Here is a 17,124-nt window from a genome sequence, read left to right on the forward strand (position 1 = left end):
GCCTCCTTTCTGTGACTGATCTCCTCACGCCCGGGTCAGAAGCGCTTCCCCGCTTGAGACCGGTATGCTCGTTGCCGATCACGGCCGTGATCTTGCACCATGCAATGCGCTCCGCAACGGTAGCTTCTTTTATAAAAGACACGTGAGAAAGAGACTATTACCGGAAGGATGGATTTTCCCTCCATCCGGCAGGTGACACGGGGCAGGGATACAGACGCGCTAGGTGGTGTGCAGATAGACGAGCACGGCTTCGACTCGCCCCTTCACGGACAGCTTCTGATAGATATGATGCAGATGAGTTTTCACAGTATCGACCGAGACACACAGCTGGTCGGCAATTTCCTTATTGCCACGACCGGCCGCAGCACAGGCGAGGATCTCCCGCTCCCGTTCCGTAAGGGTCGACAAGAGCGAGGGTTCACTGCCACGCGCTTCTGCGACGGCCGCCACGGCGCTCCGCGCAAATCGGTCCGGCATGAATGGGGACAGCACATGCTCACCGCGATGGGTGGCCCTGATAATGTGCAAAAACTCCGCATGGTCGGCGTCCTTCAAGATATAGCCGAAGGCCCCGGCCTCCACGGCCGCGATAATCCGTGTATCCTCGTCATGCACAGACAACATCAGCACTTTCGTGTCAGGTAGGCAGGCGTGAATCAGTTTGGTTGCCGTGACCCCGTCGAGTTTCGGCATATCGACGTCCATCAGCACGATATCGGGCTTGTGTTGCATCGCCAGGTCAAAGGCCTCGCGACCGTCTCCTGCTTCGCCGACCACAATCAAGTCCGGCTCTCGCTCGAGTAGCAACCGCAGACTTTGCCTGAAGAGCCGTTGATCCTCAGCAATGAGCAAGGTGATGGACATGGCTCGATTTTCCCGCCGGAAGCTCAACCTGGAATCTGGCGCCGCCATTGTGTCGATTGGCGGCACGGATCGACCCGTGATGGCCTTCGACGACGAGTCGGCAGAAATACAGGCCCAGCCCTCGGCCGGTCCGCCAGTCCTGCCCGCCCTGAGGCCGGAAAAACATCTCAAAGATATGCGGAAGCACATCCAGGTCAATGCCCGGCCCTTCATCCTCTATCGAAATAGATATACGGTCTCCCGTTTCGGCTGCGTCCCCCGCGCCATCCGCAGGGTTCTCCCCGCATTCACTCCAGGCAGACACCGTAACGAGCCCTCGCCGGGGCGAGAACTTCAGGGCATTGTGCACCAGATTGCTCAACACCCGCTCGAGACGCCGGCGATCGCCTTCGAGCATGAGACGGTCATCGGGCAACCGGAGATTGAACGTAATCTCCCGGCTCTCGGCCTCCAGTCGAAAGAGATGGAGCACCTCGTGGACCAGGTCGTTGAGGCACACCGACGAGGTCATGAGCGGCAGGCCGGAGTAATGCTCCTGATACACGTCCAGCATGTCGTTGATCATCCCCTGGAGCTGCTCGATCGTAAATTGGAGGTCTTCGCACCAGCGTCGCACCGGATCCGTCTGAAGTTCCACTCTCTGTCCCATCAGTTCCAAAGTCTTTTTGACGCCGGCCAAGGGATTCCTGATGTCGTGGGCAAACATGGAGGCAAACTGGCTCAAGGATGCCAGACGCTCCGATCGCAGCAATCGGTCTTGCAGCAGCTTTTTCTCGGTCCAATCGGTCAACTGCAGCATGACCATCTCGACCATACCGCCCTTCCGGAGTGGCACGAGGTCAACCTCCATTACAAAGAAGTCCCCCGTAGGAGCCGGCACACTCCATTCTCCGGCCGGTCGTTCCTTGCCTGAGGCGAATGCCTCAGCCAACAAGTCATACAACCGGAGTTGATCCTCTGGGCGAAACAGCGCATACACCGGTGTGCCGAGCAGACGAGCGGCAGATCGCCACAGCTTGATCTCACCGCGCCGATTCAGATCCCGGATGATTCCGTTGGAATCAACAAGAATTCCCAGGTGGAGCGAATGGTTCCAGACCATTCGGTAATGCTCTTCCGATCCGGCGATGGCGCAATTGGCGCCGTCAAGACCGCCGCCCTGAGGTCGGCTGGGCCCCTCCGGAATATCGATGCAGCACAGCCGCCGCATCAGCGAATACATCGGTCGAGTGATCCGTCCGGCAAGATGCCGGAGAAGCATTGCCGTCGAGACGACAGAAGCCGCCATTACCCGCTTCAGAGTGTTCTGCTTCCGTCCGGACAAAAGCCCCCCTTCCCTCTTCCCTGGGAGCCGCGCATCGCTGAAATTAGGCGGCGTGCCTCGTTGGTATGTCGCTTGCGGCGGGTTCGACGGAGCGACTCCCCTCGCGAGACATCGCAATCCGTCTCTTTTCAGACTCGCTTTCGCCCGCCATCGACCAGGCGATCAGCCACACGAGCGCACCCATCGTTCCGAGACCGATGATCTCAACCATGGAGCACCTCACTGATATCAGCGATGAAGGTCTCTAGGCCACGAACCTAGGCAGCCTGACGGTGGCCGGCTGCGGCTTGAGTCACCGCCTGCTTCGGCTCATCAATCCTGCCGGTCGGTGCTGGCGGCAACCCCTTCGCTTTTGGATACAGGATATCGATGCAGACGAATAAGGTTGCCACCATCGCCAGGAGACCTCCCACGATTCCCCAATATCCCCATGACATAAGTCACACACTCGCGTGAGAACCGCGCGAGTCCTTTCCTTTCCCTCGCCCTTCACGCTGCGATGCGATACACCCACTTGGCATCGTCCCTTCTCCTCGCGTCGAGGAATTTGGATTCTCTGCTCTGCGCAGCCAGCGACAGTCCGCCAAAAAAGACCGCCGCCAACATGAGGCTGGAGACAATCACGACGCCCATCGGCACCTCCGGCAAGGAGGCTGGTTCGGTAGAGACGACACCCGTTTCTTCTGGCAGGGCCTCAAGCGCCGCCAGCACGGTCAACCGATCCGCCAAGGCTTCAGTTCGGACAGCGGCCACGATGAGGCTTGCCAGTTGCTCTTGTTTCGCAGCTCGGACTTCTTCCGTTCCTGTTTGAGCCCGCACGACCTGCAGAAGCGCCATCCCGACCCGCTCTTGGATCGCGCCGGCCTGCCTAATGTAATTTTGAATGGCAGCCACAATCCCGCGCCCGAGAGTCGCCTGCCAGGTGGAGAAGAATTCGCGATCAAGGCGCTGCCCTCTGGCTTCGGTCGCGCGGATCATGCGGATGTTGTAACCCGAACGAAACTGATCTGCGGATAACACTCCGGTTCGAATGCCGCGCTGAGTGAAATTCACGATCGCCCGCCCCATGACCGCCTGAACGCGGGCCATGTGCTCAGCGGGGACTGCCACGGCTTGCTGGCTGACGGCTCCGAAGGGACCGCCCGGGAGCGATTGGAAGGCCTGATGCGCCAGTGTCGCCCGGTTCCACTCGGATGCGGATTGGGCCATGACCTGATTGGCACGGCGCTCGAACAGCGACTGCTCGACAATGGCTTGGCCCAAGGCGGGCTGGAGCCAGGTCATGCCGAGTTCACGGCCGGCGGGCTGGTCAGTCGAGAGGGGCTGTGGGATGACGGCCTGGAACGTCCCGCTGGCCGCGACAACAAACAGCAGGGCGCCAAAGACAATCGCGCACAGCCCGACTCCCACGATCACATCGAAGGTGTTGAAGCGGTACGGCATAACGACCTCCTTTCGGGATCGGGCAATTCGGCGCGTGGCCGGCGCACCCCGCGCCATCTTGCGCGAGCCACAAGAACCGGTTTCCGGTCCTTACAGTCGGACACGAGTTGAACCTCCCGGTGTTGAAATGGCGAAGACGCGAGACACCGTCGCAAGGCCCATCCGGATGGGCCAAGGCCGCCGGACGTCGCCAACTCAGCTAGATTGATGGGGAAAGCGTGATCGGAGAAGAGGCCGCACTTGCCATGTCCGCACCGTTGGATCTGTCTTCCACGGAGGATCATGGCCACCACCCCCGTCTGAGGCGGTTCGTAAGAGGAGTCTTTACTCTACGCCCCGGTCACACACCGGTCAAGAGCGGCAACGGCAAGGAGCTGACTCGGTATTTCCCGGTTGGAATGCCCGCATCAATCACATGGCAGCTCTCGGGCCGCTGCGACGACAGGACCCGCCCGCGCAGTTGCCCGGCTCGCTTCCTCGAGGGCCTCCAACCCATACGCGTGACGATTGGTCTTAGGCCGCGTTCCGATGATGGTATTCGCCGGCGCTCGTGTCCGGCTTCCAGGCCTGGTGCGGCTCGTCACTCTCATCGCACGAGGCCCGCATCGCGACAATCCATGTAAACGGCGTCAAGACGATCAAGACAACAACCTGGCATACATGATGCGATCCATCAAGGAAGACGCGCCCAGGATTCAGCCGGAACCCGGGTCGTGGGTCCCGGTCATTCCACGACCCACAACGTGAAGCCGGCTGCGGCCCGGAGCAACTGGTCCGTGACACTTCCGTGCATCAAGCGGTTGAGCCCATTCGAGTCATGGCGGCTCACCACGATGGTGTCATAGCCGCCGGAGCGTGCTTCATCGAGGATGGTATGGGCGACGCTATCTTCGCAGCCGCTCTTCACCGCGACGCGCTCCAAAGGGAACCCGGTCCTCCCGAACAGTTCCAACGCGTTCGCCAAAATCGGAGACTCGATCGCGGTTTCCGCGCGAACCCAGTCCTCTTGGTCCCGGCGCAAGGCCTCCGCCAGGCGTCTCTCCTCTGCCGGATCCTCGGATCCGCCATGCTCAAGAAGTTCGCGCGGCATCGGCTTCAGCACATGAAACAACGTGACCTGCACGTCGCGAGCATCGCGCAGGAGGTTGCCCACATAGCCAAGCGCCCGGGCAGAACCCTCCGAGTCATCGACCCCAATTAAAATTCGTGATCGACTGCGACTCCCCTGAGAAAATCCGGCGGCGGGATCTTGTGGCAGCATATGTCACCAGACTGCTGAGGGTGATCGTTGGAACTCCGTCACCACCGGAAAGACGAGCGCGGCAAAGTCCCAGTAACGCATACGGATCGCGTCTGAGTGGGTTCCGGCTTCAAAGATTATCTGCTCGTCCTCGGTAAGCGACCGATCCACATAGACAGGAAGCCCATAGAGGATGCCGAAAGGCGGCATGGCCCCCACCTCGCAGTCGGGGAATAGACCTTTGAACTCATCCTCGGTCGCGAGCCGTACATGGTTCGTCACAAAGATCTCCCGGAGGCGATGGAGATCCACGCGGCAGCTCGCCGGCAACACCATCATGACGAACCGCTCACCCACCTTCACGATCACGACCTTGGCCATCTCCTTCTCCGGAGCATGAAGCGTTTGAGCGATGGCCACGGCACGGTACACCTCCGGGTGGGGCAGCACGTCATAATGCACCCGTTCACGATCAAGATACGCTTTAAGTGTTTGTGAAATGGACATGAGGACACCTCCTGAGGTGACCAAACTTCCGAGAGAGGTCGATCTGGAAGTGAGTGAGGAACACTGACGATGCAATTGTGGCGGGAACGCATCTCATGATCACAACTCCGCTCTGATCATGATGGACAATTTGAAGTCGTATTATACTCCATGTCAGCAATCATTGTCCCCCTCCGTTAATGTCACCAACTGACGAGGTGCACAGGGGACCGCCGGAGTGAGAGGGAAAGGGGCTCAGACTCTTCTCTAACCGGAAGATATTCGAAGGCCGGATGTCCAGCAAGCTCGGCCGTGCGGAAACCGGGACCAGCGGAGAGGTTTCAATCCGTGCCCGCCCGGAAGGACGCGCAGGCCACAAGGCGTTCGCCACAGCCGGTTATTTCAATGGCATTTTGACGCTGATTGCCCCGCCTAGATCGCCTTCCTTGGCGCCCTCACGCGGATACCCCGAAATGTCCCGCTCGCCTTGAGGTTGCCCATGGCAATCCAGGCAGGCCTTGCCATAGTACAAGGGCAGCATGACGCGCAACATTCGCCCCCCCTCGGTCACCTCGGCACTCGGACTCGTATTGCCTGCACCGGAGGCCTGTTCAGCCAGGGCTTTCAGCACGCCCGCTTCATACTCATCGGCCTTGTTTTTGGGATTTCTCAACAGCCGGTCAGGCGCGATTTGCCGAAGATAGATACCGGACCAGTTTTGAAAGCGCGCGGCCGTCTCCGTTCCGAAGGTCGCAGGGATGAGGCCTTTATACCGAACCCCCGGAATATTGATGACCGGCTGGTAGCTGGCTACCGTTTTCTTGCCCTCTTCGAGCAGTCGCGCGAGGAGCGGCCGTGCCATCTCCGGAACATTCGCATGGGGATCGGACAGGTTGATCCCGGTTCGCTCTTCGAAGACTGCCAACGCCTGCTTTTCAAATACCGCCGGAGTGAATCCCTTGTCCCCTTTCGCCGGATCGTTAATGAGATCTTGGTTCTTCCCGACGGCCATGCGCCCAGAATCGAACAGTACCGCCAGCAGTCGGGCCGCTTCTCGCGCCTCGCTCTGTTCTTCCGCATGGCTTGCAGCGACGGTAAAGCCCAAAATAATACCGGCCAGTATGAGGGATTTCATCATATGAACCTCGTGTGTAACCTGCCAGGGGAACTGGGACGGCACGCATCCACGCCGAACAACCTGCGCCCCGTCCAACATCGGCGCATTCTATGGGGATAGCTCATCAGGCGCAACATGCGAGGTGTTCCATCGAACCGGCTTCAATGATCAACGGATGACAGGATGAGCGAACCACCACCGTTCCTCGGTCCTACTATTTCCCCACATCTCCCAGCCCCCGCATCTCGTCCAGCCATGCGGCACGTTGTTTCTCGGTCATCCCCTCAATGGACCCGATGATGGTGTCTTTGACCGGCCCGATTCCGCAGAACCAGAAGGTATTGCGCTTGAGGCTCTTGAGACTGTGCGCGAAAAAGATCCAGCGGTAGACGAACGCCGGCATCCCCATCGTGACCACAATGCGCGCAGACTTGCCGGTAAGCAGTTTCTTCGCCATGCCGCCGGACTTCTGATACTCGAACGCAAAGCCCGGTCGAAGAACCTGCTCGAAGAACGCTTTCAGAAGCGCGGGCATGGAACCCAACCAGAGGGGATAGATGACCACCAGATGGTCCGCCCATCCGATCGCCGCCTGCGCGTGCTTGATCGCATCCGGCGGCACCCCCTTCTCGAAGTCTTCCTTCGTCCGCAGGAGGGGAAAATCGATTCGGGCCACCTCAATGCGCTTCACCTCATGCCCGCCGTCTTCCGCGCCCTTCGCATATTCATCCGCCAATGCATGGCCGAAATGGCGAGCACCTGCATCAGGATGACCTTGGATGATGGTAATGTGCTTAGCCATACAGCCCCCGCAGAGATGACAGACATCGCAGCCTCTGAACCTGAATCTCCTTGAGATAACGCAACGGTAATGCCATGCTTTCCGATCGTAACAAGTCCTTGGGTATATATGTTTTTCACCACCCGAGACACGATGCGTTCGACACTGAAATCCGGCATGGTGAGGAGGAACTCCCCAGACGCCCCTGTCTGAATGCCGCAAAACGCTACGCTGACGATCCACCTTAGCGTCTCTATCCCACAAATGCGCCCTCAGGCTCCGGGCACAGCTCATGCAGCAGGTACAGAGATGGAGTAGTCTGTGCGACAATGTCCAATCCCCTACTCGACATACAACGGCTCAGCTACGAGGCGGATCGCCATACGATTCTCGACCGGCTCAATCTGGCGGTCCAACCGGGAGAAATCCATGCACTCCTCGGGGCCAACGGGTCCGGGAAAACCACCCTGGCCTATGTCCTCATGGGCTGCGAGGGCTATGCGCCGAGTGCCGGACGCGTGCTCTTGAATGGCACCGACCTGCTTCCCCTCAAGATGCATGAGCGAGCCAGGCTGGGCCTGACGCTCGCATGGCAGGAGCCGGCCCGTTTCGAAGGTGTCACCGTTCGCGAGTACCTCACCCTGGGAAAACCGGATGGCGCCCCGGAGCCGGCACTGAGACAAGTCGGCCTCGATCCGGAACGCTATCTGACTCGCCGGGTGGATAAAGCGCTCAGCGGCGGAGAACGCCACCGGATCGAGCTGGCCTCGGTGTTGTCCATGAGGCCGAAACTGGCCATCCTGGATGAGCCGTCGGCGGGGATCGACATGCTCTCGATCAATCACATTATCGGCATCATTCGCGCCGTGAAAGCAGGCGGGGGATCAGTCCTCTTAATCACGCACCAGGAAGAAGTCGCCCTCATCGCCGACCGGGCTTCGCAGCTCTGCGCCGGGCGCATTATCTTCTCCGGCAGTCCACGCGAAGCCGTCGATCATTTCCGCGGACGGACCTGCGTTCGTTGCGATGGGGAAGTCTGTAACTATGTCCGGGCTTGACGACCTGAGACGCACCCTCCCGATGGTCGGAGCCGAACCGGCCATCCTTGACGATACACGCATCGCGCATGTCGTGGCTCATGGACATCACATCCTGAGTCAGCGGACAGTACCCGGTCTCCGCGTCGAAATGGAAGAAACGCCGGACGCCATCGTCGGGAAACTGATCGTGGAAGCAGGGGCACAGATCGCCCAGCCGATCCACATGTGTTTCGGCCTCGCCCACCCGACCGGGGTACAACAAATCAGGATCGACGTACAGATCTGCGAAGGGGCACAGGCGCGAGTGCTCTCGCACTGTCTCTTTCCTTTCGCGGAAGCGGCAGAACACCGGATGCAGGCCGTCATGGAGATCGGTCCGGGGGCGTCGCTGGTCTATACCGAAGGCCATTACCACGGCCCCCACGGCGGCATGCAGGTCCTGCCCCATGCGACGATCAAGATCGGGAAAGGCGCCCGCTACTTTTCAGACTTCTCGTTGCTCTCCGGCTCAGTCGGGAGGCTGGATATCGACTATCTCGTCGAGGTGGAGGAAGAGGGCCTAGCCGAACTCAGCGCGAAGATCTTCGCCCACAAGACCGACCGCATCATCTTGAAAGAAGCCGTGATGCTCCGGGGGGAGCGCTCGCGCAGCCTCATCAAAAGCCGTGTGGTGCTGGAGGATCAGGCACAGGCCGAGATCACCGGCATCACCGAAGCCTATGCCAAAGGGGCACGCGGTCACGTCGATTGCATGGAGATCGTGCAGGGCCAGGCCCACGCCAGCGCCATCCCGATCGTGCGGGTCTTTCACCCGGAAGCAAAAGTCACGCACGAAGCCGCGATCGGGAGTGTGGATAAGAAGGAGTTGGAAACCTTAATGGCCCGGGGACTGAGTCCCGAGGAAGCAATCGAACTGATCGTGAGCGGGATTCTACGTTAAGGAGCGATCTTCCAGGCGGGCGTTTCCCCAACGACGGGGAACTGCCCAGCCACTGGCTCAACCAGTCATTTCACGCCCCGGTAGGGGTCGGCAATTACCTCACCACATTCAAGGCATCGAACCTTGCCGGTCCGCTTGCCGTCTCTGGTCAGGACCTCGTCAATGAGCCGCTGGTGAGCGCATGTGTTTATGAACGTGACCTTGCTGCTATTCTGGAACGTTACGGCTTCCATTGCCGCCTCTGTCTTTGGCGGCATCGCCCCCGCTTCTCCTGATACGCCGCTTCGCCGCGCCATGGAGATCCTCGGGCCAGAGACCTCATCCCCGACTTCCTCCCGGAATTGCTGTTCCTCCATCACAGTCTCCCTTTCACTACCACTCAGCCCCTTCAGCGCGTGACGGGCACGGCACGAAACTTCTGATTCCCCGTGTCTCGCCTTTAGCGCTCCGGCACCCGCCTCGACGCTTCGTCTCCGTCGTGAAGCGGCCATTCCTCTCTCACCCCTCGCCCGATATAACGCTCGCCGGCGAGCACTTGTGTGAGGGCTTGAGACAGTTCTTCATAGATAGCCGTTCTCTTGAGGAGGTAGCCGCAAGCCCCAGCATTGAACTCCATGGTGACGTACGCTGGCTCCTGATGACTCGTCAAAATGATCACCTTACTCTGCGGCGCACAGGTCTGGAGGGTGCGAGTGGCATCGAGGCCGTTCAGCCCAGGCATCGAGATATCCGAGAAAATAATGTCCGGTTTCAGCCGTTGTGCGGCTCCCACGAGCGCCTCGCCATCGGTCACGGCGGCCACCACCTCACCCAGGCCGTTTGCCAGCAAGCCGGATAACGCGTTTAGTATTGCCGGATGATTGTCCGCAAGCAGGATTCGTGGTTTTGCCATGCGCCGCCGTCCTTCGCTCAGACAAGACGGCGCATCCTAGCGTCCTTAGGAGAGACGCTGGAACTAGGAACCCCCCTTGTATTGAGAACCAATCCTACTAGAGGTCTAAGGAGCGGAACCGATTCCGAAGCGTGAAACGTGAGCCGTGAAACGAATCTCGTGGGAGAGCGGAGCTGCTAGCTCATAGTGGATCGCATGGACCCAGACAATCCCCTACCGGTTCCACGGGCATGCTCTCCATCATACGCCACATGCTCTGTTCAGTAATCCGCTAAATGCCGGTGATGCCGTGGGTGATCGCATACTTGGTCAAGTCGGCGATCGTGTGAAGGCCCAACTGCCGCATCATGCGGAACTTGTGGAACTCCACCGTTTTCACCGATACGTTGAGGATCGTGGCAATCTCCTTCGTGCCGCGGCCTTCGGCGACAAGTTGCAGGACTTCCCGCTGGCGCGCGGTGAGCGTGGCGGAGGCGGCCTTGCCTCGCTCGCCGGTGGATGGCTTGAGGACCGAATCCAGCACATCCTTCGTCAGCAAGGGCGTGAGATAGTGCTGGCCCTGGAGCACCGACTGGATCGCCAGACTGAGCTCTGACGCAGCGGAGCGCTTGAGGAGATACCCGGAGGCCCCAGCCTGGAAGGCCTCCGTCGCATAGGTCGGGCTGGCATGCATGGTCAGAAAGATGAGCTTGCTCTCAGGGACAAGCTTCGTAAGCTGGCGGGCCGCTTCGAGTCCGTTCAAGAGCGGCATGGAGATATCCAGCAGAATCAGGTCCGGCCGCAGCTTTTCCGCCGCCTCCACCAGCGCCCGTCCGTCTTCCACCGTGCCCACCACGTCGCACTCCGCCTCTACCAGCTTCCGCAAACCGGCAAGAATCAGCGAGTGGTCGTCGGCCATGAGGACGCGCGGCCTCTTCATGCGTCCTCCCGCGCAGAGGGAATCCAGGCACAGACCTTCGTGCCTTCCTTGGGGAGGGAATGGATCCTGAGAAAGCCGCCCAGGAGACGCGCCCGTTCCTGCATGCTTGTGAGACCGATTCCTTTCATCCGCGCGCCCTTATTCTCCAGGTCGAATCCCTTGCCGTTATCACGCACCGACACGCCGATCCCCTTCGACGATCCGCTCAACCTGACCGTGACCGCACTCGCCTGGGCATGCTTGAACACATTCTGGAGACTCTCCTGCATCACGCGATACAGATTGGTGGTCACCGCCGGTGAGAGCGCCGCGGGCACCTCGCGGGCAGTGAACGTCACGGGCACCCCCGTCCGCTTCGTAAACTCGGCGACATGGTCCCGCATGGCGACCTCCAAGCCGACATGCTCAATCAACGAGGGATGCAGCTTGTACGCGAGATCATGCAGGTCATCGGAGAGCCGCCCGAGGTCGGCGCGAATCCCCGCGAGCTGCCTGGGGATCAAGTCAGGGGAGTGGCCAATGGAGAGACGTTCTAGCGCCTCCAGTTCGAGGGCCAGCGCCGCCAGTCGCTGATTGAAGTCGTCGTGCAATTCGCGCGCGATCCGCTTGCGCTCCTGTTCCTGGGCCTCGATCAGCTTCCCCGCCAGGGATTCCATCTCCTCCCGCTTTTCGCCAAGCAGGAGGATGTGCTGCTCCAACGCCCGTGCCATTCTGACCCGCTCTGAGATATCCGTATGGGAGATAACGGCGCCCTGCGCCCCTTTCAACGGGGTCACGCGCATCAGAAACCAGCGTTCTTCTATCGGCGAATGACAGTCATATTCCTGGGTAAAAATTGGTGCACGCCCCGCCAGCACGGCTTCGATACCCTCGAGAGTCGTCTGTGCCATCGACTCTCCTTCGGCGATCGCTCGCCGGCACACTTCCAGATAATTCTGCCCGACATCGATACCGGTGAGCGCGCGATCCGAATTGATATGGGCGAACTCTTTCCAAGCGTCGTTCGTCGTCAGGATGACCCCGTCCTTGTCCAACACACAGACATGCGCGGAGAGCGAATTAAGGACAGTGCGAGTGAACGCGCCGCTAGACCGGAGTGCCTCCTCCGCAGCCTTGCGCTCGGTGATATCCCTAAGAATCACTGTAAAGAGCCTGCTATTCCCGACAGTGACTTGTGAGACGGATCCCTCGAACGGAAACTCCTCTCCATTGGTCCGAAGCCCCACCAGCGACTCGAGCCGGCCCGCGCTGCGAGTGCTCACCTTAGTCTTCGCGAAGGTCTGGATATGGTTCCGATGGGCCTCATGAAACCGTTGTGGAATAAATCGCTCCAGCGGCTGCCCGATGGCATCTGCCGCCGGACAGAGAAAGACAGACTCGGCCGCCGCGTTGAAGACGATGACGCGCTGGGTCTCATCCACGCTGATGATGGCATCCATCGCTGCCCCGATGATCGCCTCAAGCTGCGCCCGCTGAGCCTCCGACTCCTGCTCAGCCCGTTTGCGATCACTGATATCCAGGAACGACGTCCGCCAGTGGGTGAAGCGCCCCGACCCTTTGTGGACCGCAAGGCTCTTGAGATAAAGGTAGTGGGATGCGCCGGCCTTTTTCCGTAGCTGCACCTCACAGGCTTGTCGTGTGCTTGTATTCAGGACCTCCTGACAATGCCGGTGAAATATGCCCTCATCCTCCGCTGCGATAAAGCGCGCGAGCGATTGTCCGATCAGCGCTTTCCGGTTGGTGCCGAGCAGCGTTCCGGCCATCAGATTGGCCTCCACGATCGTGCCGTCCCGATCCAGGGTGAGATGGCCAACCGGAGAGAAATCGTAGAGGTCCGCATCGCGGTCATGGGCCGCTTCGAGCTCCAACTGATGATCCCGGTCGAGTTCGTCGTCCCGCAGCGTCTGAGACGCGTTGCTTTCCTGAAGAGGCGACCGTGTCTTTAGTATCCTTACGGGTCTCGTCTTGGCACCCTTGTTCCTGGCGGCGGTCTTGGCAGTAGCTTTTCTTTTTGAGGGTTTTCGTGCCGCGTCCACAGAATCTCCTCCTCGGCATGACATAGGCCGCGGCATTGAGAAGCCGTCGCCCGCGGCTGAAGGGCTGTTCACGAATTCAAGTCTAAGCCTTTTCCCCATACCGGACAAGCAGGCCAACCGTCGCAAACCAGGCTCTAGTAATGTCTCTCCCCAGGACAAGGGGTCATCCTAGTATCCCTGAAGAGGGCCTTGGGTTATTTATCTGTCAGTTGAGCCACAGGGTTGCGCGCGAGAGGGCGCACAGATTTCACCACTCGTGACTTGTCGTGCAGAGGAGGATTTTATGGCCCAGGCATATTCGATCGAATCGGCCATCCACGAGCAACTCGCCCGGGTCGGCACCTGCTCGCTGGATGAACTCGTCGATCTGCTACCTGGTTATTCCTGGAACCAAGTCTTTGACGCCGTGGACCGGCTGACGCGAGAAGGCACCCTCAGCTTCCAGCACCCAGGTCCGTTCCTCTACCTCCTCTCGCTCGCACCGCTTCAGTCTGTCGAAGCAGGCGCCTGATGCCGGCCTGAATGCGGATCGAGCCGGTCACACGCATGTTTCCATATGTCACTGAGCCATCCATGCCGTTCGTTGCGTCCTCGTCATCCCGCCCCACACCATCGACTGTCTCGTCAACGACATCATCACATGAAACAAGGAGCCATCGCAGTGAATCTGGAACGAGAGGCGACCGGACCCGGCATCGTCGTGCTGTCACCTGCTTTGCAAGTCTTACACATGAACCGGCGAGCGATAGCCTTGCTTACACAATTGGAATGCACTGCACGGAGTATAGGAACAGAGCGGGGCGTCACCGCTCCACTGCACCGGCATTGCCAGGACATCGTTGAAACCTTACGGGAACGCCAGGCAGCGCAGAACTGGCAACAATTCCATCGATCCCGCACGATCGGCGACTCCGCCAATCCGCTCCTCTTGAAAGGATTCGGCCTCCCTGACCGGAGGGGCCTGCCCCATTCCCGTATCGTGATCCTGCTTTCTCCGCACACTTCCGTCTCGATGCCTGGAATCGGCACATGAGAATCTTCGGATAGGATCTCCGGCACCGACCAGTTGGGGGATGACTCGCAGGGTACAATCGATATGTAAGAGAAATCGCCAGCGCCGCAGCTTCCAGCAACACACCCGGCCAATTGCTCAGGAATGAGTGAAGGAACCGGTCCGGCTCTTCTGGACCCTCCCCCCGCAGACTCCCGTCCAAATCTTCAGACGCTAGTAAACTGATCCACTGGAACTGGCAGGCGCCCCAGTTCCGTATATGGCTGTAGGCGATTATAAGAATCCCTGTAAGACCGAGCCTTTCGTGGCGTGGCCGAATCAGGCAACGAAGACGCCGGCCTCCTTCGGACGCGTGAATGAACAACAGGGTGGCATATGTCTCTTAAAAAACTGCTCGCTCGAACCGTTCGTGAGGCTCCTTCTGCTTCGATGAGCGAACCATTCATCGCTCCGACGCTGCTCGCCGTCTGTTGTCTCTGCGGATTCATTCGAGATGAGACAGGATCTCCCGTCGATCACGTCCACTGGGTTACCCAGCGGACATATCGCGAAACCCATGGCGTGAACCCGACCGATATCCTTCACACACACACCTACTGCCCGACATGTTTTACCAAAGCCAAGGAAGCATTGAGACAGTACATCTAGAACATTGGAACGTCACGAACATCCTGTCCGCCAGCTCACTACATACCACCTCATCTGTTCCCGCCCGGTCTGAAGCCCCCTTGTGAACGAAGGAATGCAACCGGTTTACTCACGCTTCCTGCGTGTACGGCTGTGAGGTGTGGGGTGGCGCTTCTTCCCGTGACTGCGCCTGCTGCAACTTCGCCAGTTCCTGCAAGAGCCCTCGCTCGCGTTCGGTCAGATCGGTCGGAGTCCGGACCTCCACGACCACAAACAGATCGCCATTCCCTCTTCCTCCAACTTTGGGCATGCCTTTCCCGTTCAACCGGAGCGCGGTGCCGTTCTGGGTTCCTGCCGGAACCGTAACGTGTAAGGCCTCCCCCTCCAGCCCCGCCACGCGTAGCTTTCTCCCCAACGCCGCATCAGGAAATGTGACCGACTGAACCATATAGAGATCGTCGCCATGACGTTCAAATAGGGGGTGGCGCCGGAGATGCGGACGGATGAGGAGATCCCCCGGGGCCCCTCCATTCGCGTTCGCCTCTCCCTGACCGGCCAAACGGATCATCATGCCGTCATCGACTCCTGGAGGAATTTTCACCTTCAACGTGTGCGGGAGAAATTGATAGCCGTTTCCCTGACAGATCGGGCAGGGAGATTCCACAATCTGTCCGCGCCCCCGGCAGCGAGCACACGTAGTCAACGTCACGAGCCGCATATCCTTCTTCGTCTTCACCTCCTGCTTCTGCCCGGTTCCCTTGCAATCCTGGCAGAAGAGCGGCTTGGTGCCAGCCTTGGCGCCGCTGCCTCCGCAAGGCCCGCACCTCTCTGATCGTGTGATCTGAATCTCGCGCTCTCCCCCGCGAGCCGCTTCCTCCAGCGTGAGCTCCAGATCATATCGAAGATCCACCCCTCTCGCCGCGCCTGCACCAGGCCTCGTGCGGCGGCCGAACAGATCCCCGAACATGCCCGAGAGATCGCCGAAGCGGCCGCCGAAGAAGTCCCCGAACTGGAAATCCCGCATGAGGTCATCCTGCGACCATCGTTCGCTCACGCCGACGTGACCCGTCGCATCGTACTCTTTCCGCTTCGTGTCATCGGAGAGCACGGCGTAAGCCTCCGCGAGCTCGCGAAACTTCGCCGCCGCGGCGGGATCCTTGTTCTTGTCAGGATGGTACTGCAGCGCCAACCGCCGATAGGCGTGCTTGATCTGCTCGCGGGTCGCGGACCGATCTACGCCAAGCACCTCATAGTAGTCTCTCTTGGTCTCAGTCTCTGCCACTGACGACTCCTCTCTCCTCCCTGGCAGGTTACGGAAAAACGAGTTCGCTCAACGGGAAATCAAATAGTCTGAATGATCGGAACAACAGAGCACGATCCTGCAGGATGCTCAAAAAGCTCCCGGTTCTCACCCGCCCGACCCCGGCGCGCCAAGACGCCCCATTCCGCAGGCAAGGCCGCAGTGAGGGAAGGGCAGAGGAGGTACAGACCAAGATTCGCTTGATCCGCTCGCTTCGATCGCCTGCGAGCGGAGAAGTACTTTGCCTCCAGTGATCTCCCCCGTACGTTGAGGCTCTGAACGATGCGAGAACGCCGCCGGAGGACTTTTTCAGCATCCTGCTAGCGGGAAAATCGTCCCATGAGCTGGGCCTCTGCCAGCACATGCCCCTTGCACGCCTCCAACACCTGGCTCTTGGTTGCCCGCGGCTTCAGAGTGAGGACAGCATCCAGCGCATACAGCTTGAAATAGTAGCGATGCGGCTTGCCCGGCGGAGGACAGGGCCCTCCGTAGCCGACCCGCTTGGAGTCGTTGAGACCCTGCAGCGCTCCGTTGAGCCAATGGTCCTTGGCAGGAATGCCTTCCGGCAGCCCGCGCAGATCAAGAGACAGATTGTAGATGACCCAATGGACCCAGGTGCCGGCCGGAGCATCGGGATCGTCTGCAATCAGGACGAAGCTTTTCGTGGCGGCCGGCGGCACTCCCCAGTGAAGCGGCGGCGACAGATCGTCACCTTCGCAAGTATGCCGGTCTGGAATACGATCACCTTCCCTGAATGACGGGCTCGTGAGTTCAAACGCCATCTGTCTCCTCCCTCCTATCAACCGACCCGCAAATACTGCCGCCATGACAAGCATGACCAACGGTGCAACGGATCGTCATCAGTGCGAGTACAGAGCTTACCCGATCCTTGACGGCCATGTCAGGAAGACGAGCAAGACCAGTGCCCGGAACACGATCAGCGGTGCGAACGGAAACCCCTGTGTCTCCAGCAGAAGTTGGAGGAAAGACTAATCGTCAGGCTCGGTCCGGAGAGGAAACTGGGGGAGATTGCCACAGAGTCCAGCTGGCACTGCGGCATGGAGGGGCAACACCGCTCTACACCGGCTTGCCGGACTGTGCAA

18 protein-coding genes are annotated in these 17,124 nt (G+C 59.7%); 4 read left to right on the forward strand and 14 right to left on the reverse strand.

Features of this window, described 5'->3' with window-relative positions:
- Nucleotides 1–219: 219 nt before the first annotated feature.
- The 8 genes from ACO9S2_RS00955 to ACO9S2_RS00990 form a co-directional block, all read right to left on the reverse strand.
- Nucleotides 220–864 (reverse strand): response regulator, encoded by a 645-nt coding sequence (locus ACO9S2_RS00955; protein WP_423719883.1) that lies wholly within the window; start codon nt 862–864, stop codon nt 220–222.
- Nucleotides 839–2,152 (reverse strand): two-component system sensor histidine kinase NtrB, encoded by a 1,314-nt coding sequence (locus ACO9S2_RS00960; protein ID WP_423719884.1) that lies wholly within the window; start codon nt 2,150–2,152, stop codon nt 839–841. Before ACO9S2_RS00960 ends, ACO9S2_RS00955 begins: the two co-directional genes overlap by 26 nt.
- A gap of 293 nt (nt 2,153–2,445) precedes the next feature.
- Nucleotides 2,446–2,583 (reverse strand): hypothetical protein, encoded by a 138-nt coding sequence (locus tag ACO9S2_RS00965; RefSeq protein WP_423719885.1) that lies wholly within the window; start codon nt 2,581–2,583, stop codon nt 2,446–2,448.
- Nucleotides 2,584–2,677: 94 nt separating this feature from the next.
- Nucleotides 2,678–3,631 carry a hypothetical protein gene (locus ACO9S2_RS00970; RefSeq protein WP_423719886.1) on the reverse strand — a complete coding sequence of 318 codons (954 nt, stop codon included), beginning with the start codon at nt 3,629–3,631 and terminating at the stop codon, nt 2,678–2,680.
- A gap of 724 nt (nt 3,632–4,355) precedes the next feature.
- Nucleotides 4,356–4,892, reverse strand: a complete 537-nt coding sequence (locus ACO9S2_RS00975; protein WP_423719887.1) for a universal stress protein — start codon at nt 4,890–4,892, stop codon at nt 4,356–4,358.
- Between the two features lie 3 nt (nt 4,893–4,895).
- Nucleotides 4,896–5,378 carry an aminoacyl-tRNA deacylase gene (locus ACO9S2_RS00980; protein ID WP_423719888.1) on the reverse strand — a complete coding sequence of 161 codons (483 nt, stop codon included), beginning with the start codon at nt 5,376–5,378 and terminating at the stop codon, nt 4,896–4,898.
- Between the two features lie 376 nt (nt 5,379–5,754).
- Entirely contained in the window at nt 5,755–6,495 is a 741-nt protein-coding gene (locus tag ACO9S2_RS00985; protein ID WP_423719889.1) for a Tll0287-like domain-containing protein, read from the reverse strand.
- Nucleotides 6,496–6,688: 193 nt separating this feature from the next.
- Nucleotides 6,689–7,276 (reverse strand): NAD(P)H-dependent oxidoreductase, encoded by a 588-nt coding sequence (locus tag ACO9S2_RS00990; protein WP_423719890.1) that lies wholly within the window; start codon nt 7,274–7,276, stop codon nt 6,689–6,691.
- A gap of 308 nt (nt 7,277–7,584) precedes the next feature.
- Between ACO9S2_RS00990 and ACO9S2_RS00995 the strand changes: the two genes are divergently transcribed.
- Nucleotides 7,585–8,313 (forward strand): ATP-binding cassette domain-containing protein, encoded by a 729-nt coding sequence (locus ACO9S2_RS00995; protein WP_423719891.1) that lies wholly within the window; start codon nt 7,585–7,587, stop codon nt 8,311–8,313.
- Complete coding sequence (locus tag ACO9S2_RS01000; RefSeq protein ID WP_423719892.1) at nt 8,300–9,235, forward strand: SufB/SufD family protein; 936 nt, start codon at nt 8,300–8,302, stop codon at nt 9,233–9,235. Before ACO9S2_RS00995 ends, ACO9S2_RS01000 begins: the two co-directional genes overlap by 14 nt.
- Nucleotides 9,236–9,300: 65 nt before the next feature.
- Here the strand turns inward: ACO9S2_RS01000 and ACO9S2_RS01005 are convergent, their stop codons facing one another.
- The 4 genes from ACO9S2_RS01005 to ACO9S2_RS01020 form a co-directional block, all read right to left on the reverse strand.
- Nucleotides 9,301–9,591 carry a hypothetical protein gene (locus ACO9S2_RS01005; protein ID WP_423719893.1) on the reverse strand — a complete coding sequence of 97 codons (291 nt, stop codon included), beginning with the start codon at nt 9,589–9,591 and terminating at the stop codon, nt 9,301–9,303.
- A gap of 83 nt (nt 9,592–9,674) precedes the next feature.
- Nucleotides 9,675–10,127 (reverse strand): response regulator, encoded by a 453-nt coding sequence (locus tag ACO9S2_RS01010; RefSeq protein WP_423719894.1) that lies wholly within the window; start codon nt 10,125–10,127, stop codon nt 9,675–9,677.
- 271 nt (nt 10,128–10,398) lie between these two features.
- Nucleotides 10,399–11,046: a response regulator gene (locus tag ACO9S2_RS01015; protein ID WP_423719895.1), complete on the reverse strand. Its 648-nt coding sequence runs from the start codon at nt 11,044–11,046 to the stop codon at nt 10,399–10,401.
- The gene (locus tag ACO9S2_RS01020) at nt 11,043–13,082 is read right to left on the reverse strand and encodes a PAS domain S-box protein (protein ID WP_423719896.1); all 2,040 of its coding nucleotides are present in this window, start codon (nt 13,080–13,082) and stop codon (nt 11,043–11,045) included. The genes ACO9S2_RS01015 and ACO9S2_RS01020 overlap by 4 nt, the downstream gene beginning before the upstream one ends.
- Nucleotides 13,083–13,365: 283 nt before the next feature.
- Between ACO9S2_RS01020 and ACO9S2_RS01025 the strand changes: the two genes are divergently transcribed.
- Both ACO9S2_RS01025 and ACO9S2_RS01030 read left to right on the forward strand, forming a co-directional pair.
- Nucleotides 13,366–13,593, forward strand: coding sequence for a hypothetical protein (locus ACO9S2_RS01025; RefSeq protein ID WP_423719897.1), 228 nt, complete (start codon nt 13,366–13,368; stop codon nt 13,591–13,593).
- A 930-nt stretch (nt 13,594–14,523) separates the two neighbouring features.
- On the forward strand, nt 14,524–14,742 hold the full coding sequence (locus tag ACO9S2_RS01030) for a hypothetical protein (RefSeq protein ID WP_423719898.1): 219 nt from the start codon (nt 14,524–14,526) through the stop codon (nt 14,740–14,742).
- 109 nt (nt 14,743–14,851) lie between these two features.
- Here ACO9S2_RS01030 and dnaJ read toward each other — a convergent pair whose 3' ends face one another.
- Together dnaJ and ACO9S2_RS01040 are read right to left on the reverse strand one after the other, a co-directional pair.
- Entirely contained in the window at nt 14,852–16,003 is a 1,152-nt protein-coding gene (dnaJ, locus tag ACO9S2_RS01035; RefSeq protein WP_423719899.1) for a molecular chaperone DnaJ, read from the reverse strand.
- 338 nt (nt 16,004–16,341) lie between these two features.
- Nucleotides 16,342–16,803: a YbhB/YbcL family Raf kinase inhibitor-like protein gene (locus ACO9S2_RS01040; protein WP_423719900.1), complete on the reverse strand. Its 462-nt coding sequence runs from the start codon at nt 16,801–16,803 to the stop codon at nt 16,342–16,344.
- Nucleotides 16,804–17,124 lie beyond the last annotated feature (321 nt).

The sequence above is a fragment of the Nitrospira sp. NS4 genome, assembly GCF_049546785.1.
Classification (GTDB): domain Bacteria; phylum Nitrospirota; class Nitrospiria; order Nitrospirales; family Nitrospiraceae; genus Nitrospira_D.